Source organism: Vibrio sp. D431a (assembly GCF_030248655.1).
GTDB classification, from domain to species: Bacteria; Pseudomonadota; Gammaproteobacteria; order Enterobacterales; family Vibrionaceae; genus Vibrio; species Vibrio alginolyticus.
Map to the genome: position 1 here is coordinate 118,775 of NZ_JAHGAP010000033.1, position 14,880 is coordinate 133,654.

The 14,880-nt window shown below is 42.2% G+C and carries 14 protein-coding genes; 9 read left to right on the plus strand and 5 right to left on the minus strand.

Features of this window, described 5'->3' with window-relative positions; all coding sequences use genetic code 11:
• The first annotated feature begins 7 nt into the window (after window positions 1–7).
• The gene (gene nirB / locus KJB35_RS24980) at window positions 8–2,527 is read left to right on the plus strand and encodes a nitrite reductase large subunit NirB (RefSeq protein ID WP_213907636.1); all 2,520 of its coding nucleotides are present in this window, start codon (window positions 8–10) and stop codon (window positions 2,525–2,527) included.
• Window positions 2,528–2,863, plus strand: a complete 336-nt coding sequence (gene nirD, locus KJB35_RS24985; protein ID WP_171342577.1) for a nitrite reductase small subunit NirD — start codon at window positions 2,528–2,530, stop codon at window positions 2,861–2,863.
• A gap of 98 nt (window positions 2,864–2,961) precedes the next feature.
• On the opposite strand, the gene KJB35_RS24990 is transcribed toward nirD, so the two are convergent.
• Window positions 2,962–3,366, minus strand: coding sequence for a PPC domain-containing DNA-binding protein (locus KJB35_RS24990; protein WP_054701378.1), 405 nt, complete (start codon window positions 3,364–3,366; stop codon window positions 2,962–2,964).
• Window position 3,367: 1 nt separating this feature from the next.
• Window positions 3,368–3,943 (minus strand): TetR/AcrR family transcriptional regulator, encoded by a 576-nt coding sequence (locus tag KJB35_RS24995; protein ID WP_005375904.1) that lies wholly within the window; start codon window positions 3,941–3,943, stop codon window positions 3,368–3,370.
• Window positions 3,944–4,227: 284 nt separating this feature from the next.
• On the opposite strand from KJB35_RS24995, the gene KJB35_RS25000 reads away from it, so the two are divergent.
• The 3 genes from KJB35_RS25000 (at window position 4,228) to KJB35_RS25010 (ending at window position 7,023) form a co-directional block, all read left to right on the plus strand.
• A complete protein-coding gene (locus KJB35_RS25000) occupies window positions 4,228–4,842 on the plus strand; it encodes a glutathione S-transferase family protein (RefSeq protein WP_005387550.1) in 615 nt (204 codons plus the stop codon).
• A gap of 220 nt (window positions 4,843–5,062) precedes the next feature.
• Window positions 5,063–5,323, plus strand: a complete 261-nt coding sequence (locus KJB35_RS25005; protein ID WP_017820228.1) for a hypothetical protein — start codon at window positions 5,063–5,065, stop codon at window positions 5,321–5,323.
• A 29-nt stretch (window positions 5,324–5,352) separates the two neighbouring features.
• Window positions 5,353–7,023 carry a SpoIIE family protein phosphatase gene (locus KJB35_RS25010; RefSeq protein ID WP_213907638.1) on the plus strand — a complete coding sequence of 557 codons (1,671 nt, stop codon included), beginning with the start codon at window positions 5,353–5,355 and terminating at the stop codon, window positions 7,021–7,023.
• 70 nt (window positions 7,024–7,093) lie between these two features.
• On the opposite strand, the gene KJB35_RS25015 is transcribed toward KJB35_RS25010, so the two are convergent.
• The 3 genes from KJB35_RS25015 to KJB35_RS25025 form a co-directional block, all read right to left on the minus strand.
• Window positions 7,094–7,285: a hypothetical protein gene (locus KJB35_RS25015; protein ID WP_025767706.1), complete on the minus strand. Its 192-nt coding sequence runs from the start codon at window positions 7,283–7,285 to the stop codon at window positions 7,094–7,096.
• Between the two features lie 34 nt (window positions 7,286–7,319).
• The gene (locus KJB35_RS25020) at window positions 7,320–7,655 is read right to left on the minus strand and encodes an Hpt domain-containing protein (protein ID WP_017820226.1); all 336 of its coding nucleotides are present in this window, start codon (window positions 7,653–7,655) and stop codon (window positions 7,320–7,322) included.
• Window positions 7,656–8,101: 446 nt separating this feature from the next.
• Window positions 8,102–10,252 (minus strand): serine/threonine-protein kinase, encoded by a 2,151-nt coding sequence (locus KJB35_RS25025; protein WP_285358292.1) that lies wholly within the window; start codon window positions 10,250–10,252, stop codon window positions 8,102–8,104.
• A gap of 312 nt (window positions 10,253–10,564) precedes the next feature.
• On the opposite strand from KJB35_RS25025, the gene tagH reads away from it, so the two are divergent.
• Genes tagH through tssL form a run of 4 tightly spaced genes read left to right on the plus strand, consistent with a single transcriptional unit; the run spans window position 10,565 to window position 14,876 of the window.
• On the plus strand, window positions 10,565–11,758 hold the full coding sequence (gene tagH / locus KJB35_RS25030; RefSeq protein ID WP_213907641.1) for a type VI secretion system-associated FHA domain protein TagH: 1,194 nt from the start codon (window positions 10,565–10,567) through the stop codon (window positions 11,756–11,758).
• 11 nt (window positions 11,759–11,769) lie between these two features.
• The gene (tssJ, locus tag KJB35_RS25035; protein ID WP_005375933.1) at window positions 11,770–12,225 is read left to right on the plus strand and encodes a type VI secretion system lipoprotein TssJ; all 456 of its coding nucleotides are present in this window, start codon (window positions 11,770–11,772) and stop codon (window positions 12,223–12,225) included.
• Between the two features lie 21 nt (window positions 12,226–12,246).
• Window positions 12,247–13,572, plus strand: coding sequence for a type VI secretion system baseplate subunit TssK (gene tssK, locus KJB35_RS25040; RefSeq protein ID WP_213907643.1), 1,326 nt, complete (start codon window positions 12,247–12,249; stop codon window positions 13,570–13,572).
• Window positions 13,573–13,583: 11 nt separating this feature from the next.
• Window positions 13,584–14,876 (plus strand): type VI secretion system protein TssL, long form, encoded by a 1,293-nt coding sequence (tssL, locus tag KJB35_RS25045; RefSeq protein ID WP_005375939.1) that lies wholly within the window; start codon window positions 13,584–13,586, stop codon window positions 14,874–14,876.
• Window positions 14,877–14,880: the final 4 nt, after the last annotated feature.

The window sequence follows — 14,880 nt, forward strand, 5'->3', positions numbered from 1 at the left end:
GGCAGCGATGAACAGTCCTTTAACGATTCCAGTAAAGAACGCATTGAGCCATATCGTTGTGGTAGGCAACGGTATGGTCGGGCAACATCTCGTCGAGCAATTAGTGCAGAAAAACGCGCATTTGGAGCACCGAATTACCGTTATTGGTGCAGAGCGCTTTATCGCGTATGACCGTGTACAGCTGTCCTCTTTGTTTGCGGGTAAGTCTCATGATGATTTGATGCTGAGTAACCAAGAATGGTACGACATGCATGGCATCCAACTCGTACTTGGCAGCCAAGTAACAGGCATCGACAGAGAGCAAAAGCGCATTCTGCTTGATGGTGAAGATGTGCTGGGTTACGACCAACTCGTGCTCGCGACCGGCTCGTACCCATTTGTGCCGCCAATTGAAGGTAAAGACCGCGACAGCGTGTTTGTCTACCGTACGCTTGATGACCTTTCACAAATCAAGAAGGCATGTGAAGGTGCAAGAACAGGTGCAGTGATTGGCGGTGGCTTATTGGGTTTAGAAGCGGCAAACGCACTCAAACTATTGGGGTTAGAAACTCACGTCATTGAATTTGCGCCTCGCCTGATGCCTGTACAGTTAGATGATGGTGCTGGCTTAGTGCTAAAAGAGAAGATTGAAGCGCTAGGGCTAACCGTTCACACCTCAACGGGTACGGAACGAATCTGCGATGGTGAAACGGCTAAGCATCGTATGGTGTTTAAAGACAAAGATCCTCTCGAAGTGGATGTGATTGTCTTCTCCGCAGGCATTCGTCCTCAAGATGAGTTGGCAAGGCTGGCTGAGCTAGAAATAGGCGAGCGAGGCGGCATTGTGATTAACAACCAATGCCAAACCAGCGATGAGAACATATACGCGATTGGTGAATGTGCCCTTTGGGAGCAGAAGATATTTGGTTTAGTCGCACCCGGTTACACCATGGCGAGAACCACTGCCGATGTCTTGACTGGGATGCCGAGCGATGGTTTTAAAGGTGCAGACATGAGCACTAAACTTAAGCTGCTTGGGGTAGATGTGGCGTCTATCGGCGATGCACAAATGCAAACCGAAGGCGCACAAGAAATGGTATTGCAAGATGCGGTTGCAGGCATCTACAAAAAGCTGGTGGTTGATGCGAGCGGCACCCAATTACTTGGTGCGATTCTCGTCGGTGATAACAGCGATTACGATGCGCTCTTACAGTGTTATTTGAACAAAACAGTCTTGCCAGACCACGCGGCGAACCTGCTATTTGATACCGGAATGCTGGATGGAGAGATGCCAGACAGCGCCATCATCTGTTCTTGTCACAACGTCACAAAAGGTGACTTAGTTGCCGAGATACAAGCTGGAACCACCAACCTGACAGATCTTAAAGCCAACACCAAAGCCGGTACTGGCTGTGGTGGGTGTAGTAATATGGTGAAGTCGGTATTGGATACTCAACTGGCAGCCATGGGGGTAGAGGTTAACAACCACCTTTGTGAGCACTTTGAGCTCAGTCGCCAAGAGATGTTCCATATTTGCCAAGTGGAACAAATCAAAGACTTCGAAACCTTAATTGCACTGCATGGCAAGGGGCATGGGTGTGATATCTGTAAGCCGACAGCAGCATCTGTGTTTGCTTCTTTGTGGAATGAACACATCATGGAGCCTCAACATCAATCTCTGCAAGATTCCAACGATGCCTTTATGGCGAACCTGCAAAAAGATGGTTCTTACTCGATTGTACCTCGTGTTCCGGGCGGCGAAATCACACCAGACAAACTCATCGTGCTAGGCGAAGTTGCTCAGCAATACGATCTATACACCAAAATCACTGGCGGTCAGCGCGTGGATTTATTTGGCGCGCAGTTAGAGCAACTCCCAGAAATCTGGCAAACCTTAATTGATGCTGGTTTTGAAACAGGGCACGCCTACGGCAAGTCGGTGCGCACCGTGAAATCTTGCGTCGGTTCTACTTGGTGTCGCTATGGTGTTGATGACTCGGTCGGATTAGCTATTGAGTTAGAGAACCGCTACAAAGGATTGCGAGCGCCCCATAAGCTTAAGTTTGCCGTATCGGGCTGTACTCGCGAGTGTGCAGAAGCGCAAAGTAAAGACATTGGGGTGATCGCCACTGAAAACGGCTGGAATCTATACGTTTGCGGTAATGGCGGCATGAGACCAAGACACGCTGATTTGTTTGCATCCGACTTATCTAAATCAGAGTTGATCACCATGATTGACCGAGTATTGATGTTCTACGTCAGCACCTCAGATCGTTTGCAGCGTACGTCGGTGTGGATGGAGAACATGGAAGGGGGCTTAGATTACCTTAAACAAGTGATTTTGGACGACTCTCTGAATCTATGTGACTCGTTGGATGAACAAATGGCGCGCGTCGTAGATACCTATCAATGTGAGTGGAAGAGTACGTTGGATAATCCTCAAAAATTGCAACGCTTCCGTCCTTTCTTGAACAGCACGTCGGGCAGCAAAGTCTTGCCGTACCAGCGTGTGCGCGGTCAGCGTATTCCAGTGAAACAGGAGGTGTAAATGGCAGCGTTAACCAAAGTGAATTTGTGTCAGCTTGATGACTTAATGCCGTTTATCGGTGCTACTGTATTGATTGAAGGCGAGCATGTGGCGTTGTTCTACATTCCAGATAGCGGTGTTTACGCTGTTCAGGACTGGGACCCAATAGGTAAGGCTTATGTAATGAGTCGAGGGATTGTCGGTGATATTGATGGTGAGATGTGTGTTGCATCACCACTGTATAAACAGCACTTCAGTTTAAAGAGTGGGCAATGTTTGGAAGACGAAGCGCACTGTCTAAAAACGTGGCAAGTAACGATCGACGATAATCAGGTTTGTTATTTAGCCGAAGAATGATCCTCGAAATTAGCTTGCTCGATATGAGTAAATTCTTAGCGTAAGAGACAAGCGAATAAAGCTCCAGAGACAGCACAGTATGGCTCTGGAGCTTTTTACTATTTGGAAGGATTCACTTTCAGCTCGGTATAGCCAGTCGAGTCGTCCATCGTTCTGGTAAACTCAAGTTCTGAGTAAGAATGGATGATCAATTCTGCGGTAGTATCAATCACTGTGCCTTCCAGCAAATGCCCACCCCAAACTAGTCCATCACGATCAGACACTGAGATATGAACGTGCTGATGCTCAGGCGTTAGTGTTCCCATCACAGAGACGATTTCAAATGGCTCTTGTTTGGTTAACGTACTCTCTGCACCTGCCAAACGAAGGTTGAGGTGAGAGATACAGCCAACGCATGAAGCAATCGAGCCTGCTTTGATACCATGCTGCTCGACCAATTTCGCTAGGCTCAGCTTTAAGTCCATGCCTTTGGTAAGGCGTACTGCTATCACTTCAATCGACATGTTATTTCCTAATCAAAACCAGTAAGCAGGAAAGCGCGGTATCCAAGTCGGCATAACGTTTGGCTTTGCCAAGCACGCGCATGCCTTGCATGTTGTTGAGAACAAAACGAGCAAGCTCTTCTGGTTTCAGCGTTTTCGGCACTAAGGTTTCTTTTTGTGCATTGGTCAGCGCATCCGCAATGATGTCGATAAGATGGTCAAACAAAAAATGCCCTTTACGCAGTACATCATCGTCTTCACCAGCGTGCTCAATCAACGCATTTTGGATAAAACACCCACAGTTGCGTTTGCGTTGCAGCTCAGCAAAAGATTTAAGGAACGATTCCAACTCAGGTAAAGACGCATCGTCTTTTTCCAAATCATTCAGTGACGGTAGCGAGACCTTTTTTAAGTAAGTATCGAGCGCTTCGTAGTAGAGCTGTTGCTTGTCACCATAGGTGTTGTAAAGACTGAAGCGGTTGATGTTTAACTCGTCGGTGAGATCCGAGATCGACGTGTTCGCAAAGCCCTTGCGCCAAAACACATCCATAGCCACGAGAAGCTTTTCATCTCGGTCGAAGTTGGCTTTTCTTGCCATAAATTACCTGCCTGGGTCTGCTTATCGGGTAATTAAATTGCTTTGGAGGGATGGTACAGAGAACCTCTAGCGTTCGAACTGAACCAATATGATGAATACCCATCTATTCTTGGGTATCAGCCTCCAAATTCATGTGAACTCACAAACGGCATCAAAAATCTCGCTCAGCAAACAGACCCACAACTGTTTGAAAATTTTTGATAGTGAAGTTCTTGACTGATCGTTTATAAACTGGCTACAGTATATCCTAACCAATCGGTTAGAAAAAGATAAAAGGATGTGAAATGAAGCTCTATGAAACCGCAATGACTCCAAGTTGTAAGCGAGTTAGCATTTTTCTAAAGGAAATCGGTGGCGAGGTTGAGCGAATTGCGCTGAACGTTCGTGAGGGCGATAACCTATCTGAACCGTTTAAATCGAAAAGCGTGAACGGCAAAGTGCCTCTGCTGGAATTGGATGATGGTACGACGATCTGTGAAAGCGTTGCGATTTGTCGCTACCTAGATGAAGCGTTTGAAAATGATCTGGCGCTGTTTGGTGCTAACCAGCTTGAACGTGCTCAGGTGGAAATGTGGCATCGTGTGGTGGAGTTCCAAGGACTAAATGCGGCATTTCAGGCGTTTCGAAACATGACCGGAGTTTATGGAGACAGAGAACGTTGCGTTGAAGCATGGGGCGAAGAATCAAAACAACGCGTCTATGAATTTCTGCCTGTCTTAGACAAGCGGCTTGAACATAATTATTTTATCGCCGTAGACCATTTTACTATCGTCGATATAACAGGCTTTATTTTGATCAGTTTCGCAATTAAAGGCCTAGAAATTGATGTGCTATCGACGTCGCCAAACATTGCTCGATGGTATAACCAAATTTTAGCTAGACCAGCATTTCAGAGTTAATGTATTGCAGCGAGTGGATGATAGCTCGCTGCTACCACCTTACCGATTCTTAACTCAGCAGGATATTCAAATTTTTTCAGATTTTTCTTATTTTTTCTCCTATCGCCTATAATTGGAAAAACAACCTCAATTTGCTTCGTTGCGTTTTAGAGCCTTGGGCTCTTGGTCCGTAGACGCTCTCTTTCATCATGGAAAGTCTAATAATAGACAAGGAGAGGTCATGAGTATTCAAGTGAAAACTATCAATAATATTCTAATCGCCCTGTTAATGGTTTCGGTTTTTGGTCTATTCGCACTGTACCTCAATTACACACAGCAGAATGAACAGATTGAAAGGCTACAAAGTCAGTTAATCGAAAAAGAGCATCAGATACTAATTTCTAATGAAGCGTTGTCTTACACTCGATATCAACACCAATTATTAGCCGAAGACTACAGCCGTTTTAGAAATGAGCAGTCAGTGACTAGTGTTTTGCGTTAGCCAGTAAAGCAACCGTATTAAGGAGGAAGATGAAACCCATTCTTTTGGTCGATGATAGTAAAACAGTACTGCTTTACATCAGCAGTGCATTGGAAAAGCAGGGCTATGAAGTGGTTGCAGTTGAAGACGGAAGAGCGGCGCTTGAGGTGCTAACCCACCGCCCTGATATTCAGTTTGTGCTGAGTGATTTAATGATGCCTGGAATTAATGGTATTGAATTGTGTCGCCAATTAAAATCTAAAGTTAGCGAACGTTACATTTTCTTTGTTCTACTGTCTTCTAGAAATGACCAAAGTTCGATCGTGAAAGGCATTGATGCTGGCGCAGATGATTTCGTAGATAAGAAGACGTCTGTAGAGGAACTTCAGGCCAGAATCCGTGCGGGGTTTCGTACTTTAGAACTGCACAACAAACTCGTTGAGAGAAATAAAGAGCTAGATGCGGCCTATCAAACAATTCACCAAGACCTACAGTCTGCTAGTCATCTGATGGAGCAACTACTCCCTGCTGAATCAACTATCCAAAATATACAGTTTAGTTATGTCTACAAACCATGCTCCCAGATTGGTGGTGATATGTTGGGGTATTTGGAGCTCGATGAACAACATGTTGCGTTTTATGTATTTGATGTTTCTGGTCATGGTATTTCTTCAGCTTTGATGGCTTTTTCTATTCAACAGACGCTATCTCAAAGTCAGGGGCCTGATTCGATCACGATGGAGTTGAGAGATGACGGCTATTGCGTAAGTGAGCCTGCATCTGTGATTGAACGGCTAAATCGGCGTTATCAGCAAACTAGAAACAGTCAACTTTACTTTACTATGGCTTACGCCATTCTTAACACAAAATCAGGGCGACTTAGCTATTGCACGGCTGGCCACCCCAGGATCTTAGTTTGGCGAGCGAGTACGAAAACGATGGAACAGATAGGTGACGATAACTTTATCGTTGGTGCAATGCAGCCGATGGAATATATCGGTAACCAAATTAGTCTGGATGAGGGCGATGCATTGTGGCTTTATTCGGATGGTTTGATTGAAGCGAGGCAGGGTGAGGAGATGTTTTCACTACAACGATTGGCATCGAGTATAAAAGCTGTTTGCACGCTGACAGTTGAAGACCAAGTGGGAGACGTCTTTAAAAAAGTACAATCTTGGCATAACGAAGATGAGTTTGATGATGATGCCAGCCTTTTACAGGTAAAATGGCATGGTGAGAGGCTCGATTTAAGGAAAAGAATGTCAAAGAGCGAATTTAAACGAACTTACGGGAGCTCCCTTACTCACTCACGAAGTGCGAGCAAAGACGTTGTTCGGTTTTTGATGGGTCATCAAATCCCCTTAAATGCAATTCAATCATTGGAGCTTTGTGTCGTTGAGCTCATGAATAACGCTTATATTCATTCTTACAGTGAAATAGAAGGCCTGCCAATTGAAGTGGAGTGTAGGGTTGGGGATGACCAAGTGTCCGGTTTCGTGGAACTGAGAGTCTCTGATTGCGGAGCGCCGATCAATGAAAAGACGTTCATCCAACATAAAAACAAACAGATTGAGGCACCTAACTCAATGGATGACGATAGTTGGTCCTCCTCTGGTCGCGGACTGATGTTAGTCGCTCAATTATCTGACCTGTTTAAATTGGAAAAAGGTTTCGAAAACAATACGTTTGTTGTAGTGAAAAGGAATAGGGAGAGAAACTAACAACCAAGCAAAGTCGATTTCCTTCACTTGGTCCCTAGCGTTAATCTGACGGTTGCGTTGTATATCATTGTTATTTTGTATTCGTTGTTGGTGCCGGTGATAGTAACGCCTCCAACTCTTCTGGTGTTAGAATATCACTGATGTTTAACATATTACTTTCATCATCTAGCGCCATCTTTGTACGGCTAAGTAAGTACCTTTTTTGAGTTGGTGTTAGGTCTTTGAGAGACTCAATCAACTCCCTGAAATTGCTATTATTCATTGCCATATTTCCCCCAGTTAAGCCTTGAATTTCTTTATTGCATATTCTTCAAGTAAGCGAAGATTTGTTGATTAATTGCAGCTAGCTCTTTAGTAACTATAGCTATATCTGAGCTATCTGGCGCTGTATCGTTTCTGGTTTTTTCTTCTATTCTTTGAAACGCAATGACCGCGGTGTCTTCTCCGAAACTCTCTAGAATGCCCTTTAAACTATGAGCTAATAGATAGAGTTCTGACCAACATCTGCTTGCATATAGCTCATCTATACGCTCTATATCACTCGTGTGATCTTCAAGGTATGTAGAAAAAACAGTGACGATGAGATCTACGTCGTTATCCATGTATGTATTGAGAACATCAAAATTAATCATGTATACCCCTATTAAACGTTGAGGTAGAGGAATGTTTCGGATAATGAAGGCTTAGCCGAAGGTATGAATGGCATAACCAGTATTTGAGCAGAAATAGTTTGCTTGTCGCTTGAGATAAACTTACAAAAAGAAAGTCATTGTTAAAGATATTTTGACTTATATCCAAACGGCAATGGTCGAAATGTAGGGATGAAAAAACTTCAACTCGCGTGTTTTTAACACAAGTAGCAAAGGGGACGTTTCCACGTAAAACGCCGAGTCGGTAAGTGTCTTGCAGTCCTAGTTTAAGGCTATCGTTACATACGGACGCCAGACGTTCGCCAACTTTGACTATTCCTTCAGTCAAGGCTAACTCTCCTCATTAAGTACAAGTATAAACTAGCAATCTAGTTGCATATTGGCAAGTAATCTGCGGCAAAAAAGGGACTCGCGTCCCTTTTGTATTACTAGCTTTGCTTAGAGTCCTGTTCTATTTGCTTCATAAGCTCGTTGGCTTTCTTCATAGCGCGTCTTGCGCTTGAAGTCCTTCGCTTATTAAGTAGTATATCGGAGAAGCGTAAGTATTTATCAGCAGTTTTGAATCTTAAATCGTTAACATCCTGAAAACCAATAGGAAAGTTTTTCGAGAACAGATCCACATCCTTCACCAAGTTATCGAGATGAGTTGTCGTCCTTGCCTTTTCTAGGCGAGAATAAAAGTTTTCAAACTCTTCTTGGAACAGGATTCTAGCGGCATCTTCTGGAAACGGTAGAGGGCTGTTGGAATCTAGCGCTGTCTCATATAATTTCATTTCCAGCACTGCATCTTTCATCGCATTACTTATCTGTAAGTTCTCTTGATGCTCTTCTACGTTTGAAAAGAAGGTGTTCCCAACCTTAATAAGAGCAACAAGTGCAGCTGCGTCTTTCTTTTGGAGTGCTTCAGTGAGGTGCTGACCGAAAACATCGCTAGATAACGAACTTGGCGTGAAAGGATAACCTTGATGAATCTGATTTAACTCATCCTTGAGCTCATAGATGGATTTACTGCCATCTTCTTTACTGTACCGAGACTTTTCAAGTTGACTGTTGATTTGCCTTGCTATCGAAAGTAACGTGGAGTGCTTGCTTGACTGAATATCTAAGGCAAGAACTTCTATTTTATGTGAGTCAGGGTAGTAGGTTTTTGCTTTATCAAGTATGGACTCAATTTCATCATAATTCGGGTAGTTGTTGGCATCAGAATTCAAAACCTGATCAATTTCAGATTCAAACTCGCTGAGAATATAGGTCTTGTGTAAGCGTAATAAGCCAGCCTTAACGACTGGATGTAAGCTTTTTTCACTATCAATCAGTGCCAAACTTTTTTCTGCTGGCGTATCAAGCTGCCACTCTTGTCCGGCAATTTGATCATTTTGCTTGCTAATAACGGTTTCCAAATTGGTGATGGTTTCTTGTTGCTGCTGATAACCAAATACAATGCCGCTAACTAATAATATACTCGCTGCCGCGCCGCTAGCGGTAGGCCAATAGCGCATATTCAATTTGCGTTTCAACTGCTCAGGGGTCAGCTCGTTCGGAATGATGCCAGTTGAAAATACGCTTGAAAATATTGGCCACTTAGATGCAGGCATGTTAGTTGGTTTAGAGACCTTGATCTTCTTTTTGAGAGCTTCATTAACTGGAGTTCTTGCGTAAGGGTGTTTGCAACTCAATAGCTCGTAAGCAATACAAAATAGAGCAAACATATCGTCGCTTAAGTTCGGTTCCTTACCGGATAACAGGTTGAGTGATGCATAGTTGGGAGTATAACCAAGCGTTTCAATATTTTCGGATTTACGTTTAGCCGCATATTGATCCTGCTTTAATTGATGAGTTTTAGAGACACCAAAATCAAGCAACTTAACGTTACCCTCAGACGTTAAAATCACATTAGCGGGCTTTAGGTCGGCGTGCACTACACCAAGAGAGTGAGCATATGAGAGTGCATCGAGTACCTGATTTAGGATTGATAAAGTTGCATTAAACTTCAGCCCATGCGGCCTAGAACGCTGTATTAAACTCTCTAATGTTTCTCCGTTAATATACTCCATAACTAAAAAGTATATTTCGCCATCAACACCAAAATCAAAAACCCTAATGATATTAGGGTGGCTTAACCTTTGAGTTTGTTGAGCTTCACGTATTAACATACGTGCAGTCTCTGGTTGAGAAGCAAACTCTTTCTGTAATATTTTTAACGCAACGTAGGGTGTTTCTGAACCTGAAGATTCAAGAATCCTATCTTTAGCTAAGTAAACATCGCAAAGCCCACCATGCCCAATAACCGACTCAATTTCATACCGATTTTTAACGGTCGCTCCTATTAAGCTTTCGTTAATAACATCTTTGTTATTATTTAATGAGTCATCTTTATTGTTTTTTTTCTTATTAACTAACGGAGTGTTTTCTTTTTGAGACAGTTTTGTATTTGTTTCATTTTTATTTTTAACGGAGGTTTCATTATTAGTGAGTTTGGTTGATTTAACTGCATTGTCTCGTTTTTGAGTCTTTACAATTTTAGTTTTATCTCCGCTTTCTTCGTTATTTATAGAATTGTTTTTATTACTGTCTTCCATCACAAGAACTCCGTATAAATGATGGGGGAATATATACCTTTCTGCTCAATGAAAAGTCATTATGTTAGAATTTCTCGGCCAAACTAACATTCGTTTTTTTATTGATGAAAGTCTAAGTGTCAAAAATTTGAACTTGGTTGGATAATTAAAATTGTTGAACAATACGTGATTGCTTTGATAAAAAAATGATTCATTATTCCGTGCATGATTTTCAATGGCAGTATTAAGATTTTTATTAATCTTACTGTTAATAAGAAAGTGGTTAATAATAAAATTAAAAATAATATCTAGCAGGTCTTTGGCGAGGTTTACATGAAGTTGGTTTTAACCATAACAAGTTTTCACAAATTTACTCCAGAGATTGAGAGTGAGTTCGTGTTTGAATCAAGTGATGAACATGCCAAGGTTACATTTGGTAGGTCTGAACAATGTGATTGGACACTACCAGATCCTGAAAGAGTGGTATCCGGAACCCACGGAGAACTGATTAAGTTTGGTGACAAATACTTGATAAAAGACCTCTCAACTAATGGTACTTTTGTAAATAATGCTGTAACTCCTGTGGGTCAAGGAAATGAAATAGCACTAAGCGATGACGATATGGTTAGCTTAGGGGATTATCAAATTTCAGTTTCTATTCAAACAGATACAGATGTATTCAGTCTTGAGACAAGTAAAAGTCTTTCTAGCGCACCCCCTGAAGTAGTCTCAAGTCCATCGGAAGCAGAATTTGTTGACCTAGGCCTTAGTGCTAGTGAACTCTTAAACGAAAGTGTTCCTTCTGACTTTCAGCTAGATATTGGTTTAGTCGATGATTTTATTGATATCCCAAAGCCCGAAAAACAGAGCACCGTATCTGAAACTTTACCGAAAGTTAACCGACAATCAGACCACCTATCGACTCCCAACTTTGATACCAATGGGGGTGAACTTGCGGCTTTTGTTAGAGGGGTGGGTATAGATCCAATGATGATTCCCAGCGATAACCGAGAGGAATGGTTCGAACAACTGGGGGAGTCATTTTCTTTGATGCTAGTTGGTTTAATGGAAACACTGCATAACAGAGCAGTGTTTAAACAAACAAATCGACTTAGTCATACCGCATTTCGTAAGTCAGAAAATAACCCTTTAAAGTTTTCTGCAAACTTAGAAGATGCGATTCATAACTTATATAACCGTCAAACCGCTAGCTTCTTAAAGCCAAATGCAGCCATTAAAGAAGCATTTAATGACATCGAAAGTCATGAGCAAGCCTTAATGAAAGGTGTTGAAGGTACGGTTTCGAGTGTTATGTCACTTGTTGAACCTACTTCTATATACTCAGATGCTTTAGCGAAAGACACGGTTATTAATAAGGTTATTCCAGCTAGGAAATATGCTCAAAGTTGGAAGAGGTTTGAGGATATTCATGAAAAGCTATCCGATGATATTATCAATAAAGAGTCTCCGTTCTATTTAGAAGACTTCGCTAAGCACTATGAATTAGCATTAAAAAACAAAGGCTAGGAATTAGGGTGATGAAAAAGTTTTACCAATATATTTTGTTATTAATTTCAATAGCTTTATTTGGGTGCTCAGCAGCGAACCTAGTTGTTGATCCATACTCAGATTTAGAAATAGCAGCAAGTCATAACATTAATCCTGATTCAAACGGCAGGCCTTCTCCTGTAGTGGTGTATGTATTTGAATTAACGTCAAATACCATTTTCGAAAGCCAGGACTTTTTTTCTATTTATGAAGAAAGTGAAAAAGTCTTAGGACCTGATTTAGTGAATAAATATGAAGTTTCATTAACTCCAGGTCAGAAAGAAACATATCAAGCAAGTATGTCTCCAAAGACAGAATATTTAGGCATTGTCGTAGCGTTTCGAGATATTGAAAACTCAAATTGGCGACAAGTCATTAAAGTGGATAAGACCGGTTACAACACATATCAAGTATTGTTAGAAGATCTGTCTTTGGTCGTTAAATAACGTTTAGTTGGCTAATTATAAATGACGCAATACTCCAAGACGGCTTGGTGCGAAGGAATGTTTTTACGTCCCCAGCACTTCCAACAACAAGAACGCGCAACCTCTCAAGAATTCAAGGGCTTACATCAGTTAGGTGGGGCTTACAATTGGGGAGTTTGGAAATGTCGAGTAAAAAAACACGCGCTAAAAGATGGTCTTATTGAACTTGAGCATCTTGAAGCTGTTTTGCCAGATATGACGTTGGTTAATACGTTAATATCCAACGATTCAGTTTCGCCTCTACTTATTGATAAAAACACTGAAAATACGTTAGTAAAAATAACTCTCCCTCTTTCAAGTGTTACAGGTAAAAACGTTTCGGATGTAAGCGAATCGATCGTCTCTCGTTATGTACTTCAAGATATCGACGTGATAGATAACCTTACAGGACAAGATGAAGAAACCATCCAAGTTGCAGCCCTTAACCTAGAGTTGAAAGCGAGTAATGACAAATTAGCGGGTTATGTGGAGTTACCTATCTTAAGGATCAAAGAGGTAACTTCTGAAGGGGAAGTTATACTAGACGATGAGTACGTTCCTCCGCTTATCAACCTCCTTAGCGACAAAGTTATGTCAGCTTATCTACGTAACGTTATCGCGATGACAAAGATGCGTGCTGACGTTATTGCACAGCGCTTGATTAAGGGTAAATCTGCATCGGCATCTGCTGTTGATTTCATCATGCTCCAAATGCTGAACCGATATGAGGCGAAGTTAAAGCATTTCAGTGAGTTAGATAGGTTACATCCACTGGAATTAGCGACGACACTTAAAGGTTACATTGGTGAGTTAGCCACTTTTTCTAATAAAACTAAAAGAGTCCCAAGTTTGCTTGCGTATGATCACTTAGATGTATCAAGTGTCTATAGCGAGTTGAATCAGATACTCAGTCAGTACCTCAGTGTTGTCCTTGACCAAACTGCGACCAAACTTCCGTTGGAGCCTCGCCAATACGGTATTCAAGTGACGCCGCTTCCAGATAAACGCTTGCTTGAGTCATGCCAATTTGTGCTAGCAATTAAAGCAGACACCACAACAGATGAAATAAGACGCCTGGTCCCAGCGCAACTCAAGTTTGGCCCGGCAGAACAGATTCGCGATCTAATTAATAATCAGATCAACGGTATAAACGTAGTGCCGTTGAGTGTCGTCCCGAGACAGATTCCTTACCAAACGGGCTATGTTTATTTCGAAGTTGTCAAGAAAGGGCCATTTTGGATGAGGCTAAAAGATAGTGGCGGTATTGCGCTTCACCTATCAGGGCATTTTCCGAATGCTGAACTTGAGCTTTGGAGTATTAATCAATAGGCGCGCTCTGTATGGAACAAACGATAGTAAAACCAACACCGGGTGGAAGAGCACCCGCATCGAAACCACAATCAGAAAAGTCTGTGGATAATACCGTAGTTATCTCAAAAAGTCCTGAATTGGTGAACAATGATTCAGTGGTCGCTTATGGGAATAACTCTCTACTAGCAGAGGCGAATGGCCTGTTATCTATTATCGGTCAAATTCGCTCGACAGCGACTCATTCCGATCCGTTGTTTCTAAAAGAGACATTGGCACAAAAGCTTAGAGATTATGAGAACCGATTACGTCAGCATGACGTTGATTTGGATACCATTGATACAGCTCGTTATTGTTTATGCTGTTCACTAGATGAAGTTGTCCTTAACACCAATTGGGGTGGGAATTCATTCTGGAGTCACGATTCATTACTTAGCTCCTTCTATGCTAGCAGTCAAGGTGGGGAAGCGTTCTTTAAGCATCTTGATAAGTGCATGGCGAAACCAGATGTGAACTTAGATTTGCTTGAACTAATGTATGTGTGCTTATCTCTCGGGTTTCTGGGTCAATACCGTTTAGAAAAAAATGGACTGGAATCGCACCGGAAATTGAGAAGACAGGTTATTGCTACTCTTAAGACTTATGGGAGAGGAGTCCCTCAGGAACTAAGCAATAGTATCGACCAACACATTTTGAATGGCTCAAAGGCTTCTGATAGAGCTCCTCTTTGGGTTGTATGTTCTGTAACGGCGGCACTATTGGTCTGCATATATATGTATTTTAGTTATGAGCTAAATAAGGCATCCAATCGCACCTTTTCTCAATTAGTCAATTTGATTCAACCGCAACAACTTAACCAAGATGCAACGTCAGAATCAAAATCAGCGCCAATTGCAGAAAAGATTTCAATGTATCTAGCAACTGAGATCGGTAAGGGGCTAATCAATGTTGAGCCGCTGCAAGACAGGGTAAGAATTTCGTTAAAGTCTCAAGATCTATTTGAATCAGGTAGTGCTGATGTTGTCGCTTACATCCAACCCGTTATTTCTAAGCTTGCGAGAACATTGGAGTCGACCCAAGGCAAGATCATTGTTACTGGTCACACCGACGATAGGCCTATTTTCACGAGTAAATATCCCTCGAACTGGCACCTATCATTAGCTCGAGCCACTGCTATGTCTGAACAACTGATCTCGAATAGTGCATTAGAAGGGCGAGTGATACCCGAGGGATTGGGGGATGCAAGACCATTAGTTGAAAACAGTAGTGATGAAAACCGAGCTATTAACCGCCGGATTGAAATCGACCTTCTTGTCGCGAATTAATAAT

Coding starts and splice junctions, on each gene's coding strand:
- nirB (WP_213907636.1), top strand. CDS start 8: ATGAACAGTCCTTTAACGATTCCAGTAAAGAACGCATTGAGCCATATC.
- nirD (WP_171342577.1), top strand. CDS start 2,528: ATGGCAGCGTTAACCAAAGTGAATTTGTGTCAGCTTGATGACTTAATG.
- KJB35_RS24990 (WP_054701378.1), bottom strand. CDS start 3,366: ATGTCGATTGAAGTGATAGCAGTACGCCTTACCAAAGGCATGGACTTA.
- KJB35_RS24995 (WP_005375904.1), bottom strand. CDS start 3,943: ATGGCAAGAAAAGCCAACTTCGACCGAGATGAAAAGCTTCTCGTGGCT.
- KJB35_RS25000 (WP_005387550.1), top strand. CDS start 4,228: ATGAAGCTCTATGAAACCGCAATGACTCCAAGTTGTAAGCGAGTTAGC.
- KJB35_RS25005 (WP_017820228.1), top strand. CDS start 5,063: ATGAGTATTCAAGTGAAAACTATCAATAATATTCTAATCGCCCTGTTA.
- KJB35_RS25010 (WP_213907638.1), top strand. CDS start 5,353: ATGAAACCCATTCTTTTGGTCGATGATAGTAAAACAGTACTGCTTTAC.
- KJB35_RS25015 (WP_025767706.1), bottom strand. CDS start 7,285: ATGAATAATAGCAATTTCAGGGAGTTGATTGAGTCTCTCAAAGACCTA.
- KJB35_RS25020 (WP_017820226.1), bottom strand. CDS start 7,655: ATGATTAATTTTGATGTTCTCAATACATACATGGATAACGACGTAGAT.
- KJB35_RS25025 (WP_285358292.1), bottom strand. CDS start 10,252: ATGGAAGACAGTAATAAAAACAATTCTATAAATAACGAAGAAAGCGGA.
- tagH (WP_213907641.1), top strand. CDS start 10,565: ATGAAGTTGGTTTTAACCATAACAAGTTTTCACAAATTTACTCCAGAG.
- tssJ (WP_005375933.1), top strand. CDS start 11,770: ATGAAAAAGTTTTACCAATATATTTTGTTATTAATTTCAATAGCTTTA.
- tssK (WP_213907643.1), top strand. CDS start 12,247: ATGACGCAATACTCCAAGACGGCTTGGTGCGAAGGAATGTTTTTACGT.
- tssL (WP_005375939.1), top strand. CDS start 13,584: ATGGAACAAACGATAGTAAAACCAACACCGGGTGGAAGAGCACCCGCA.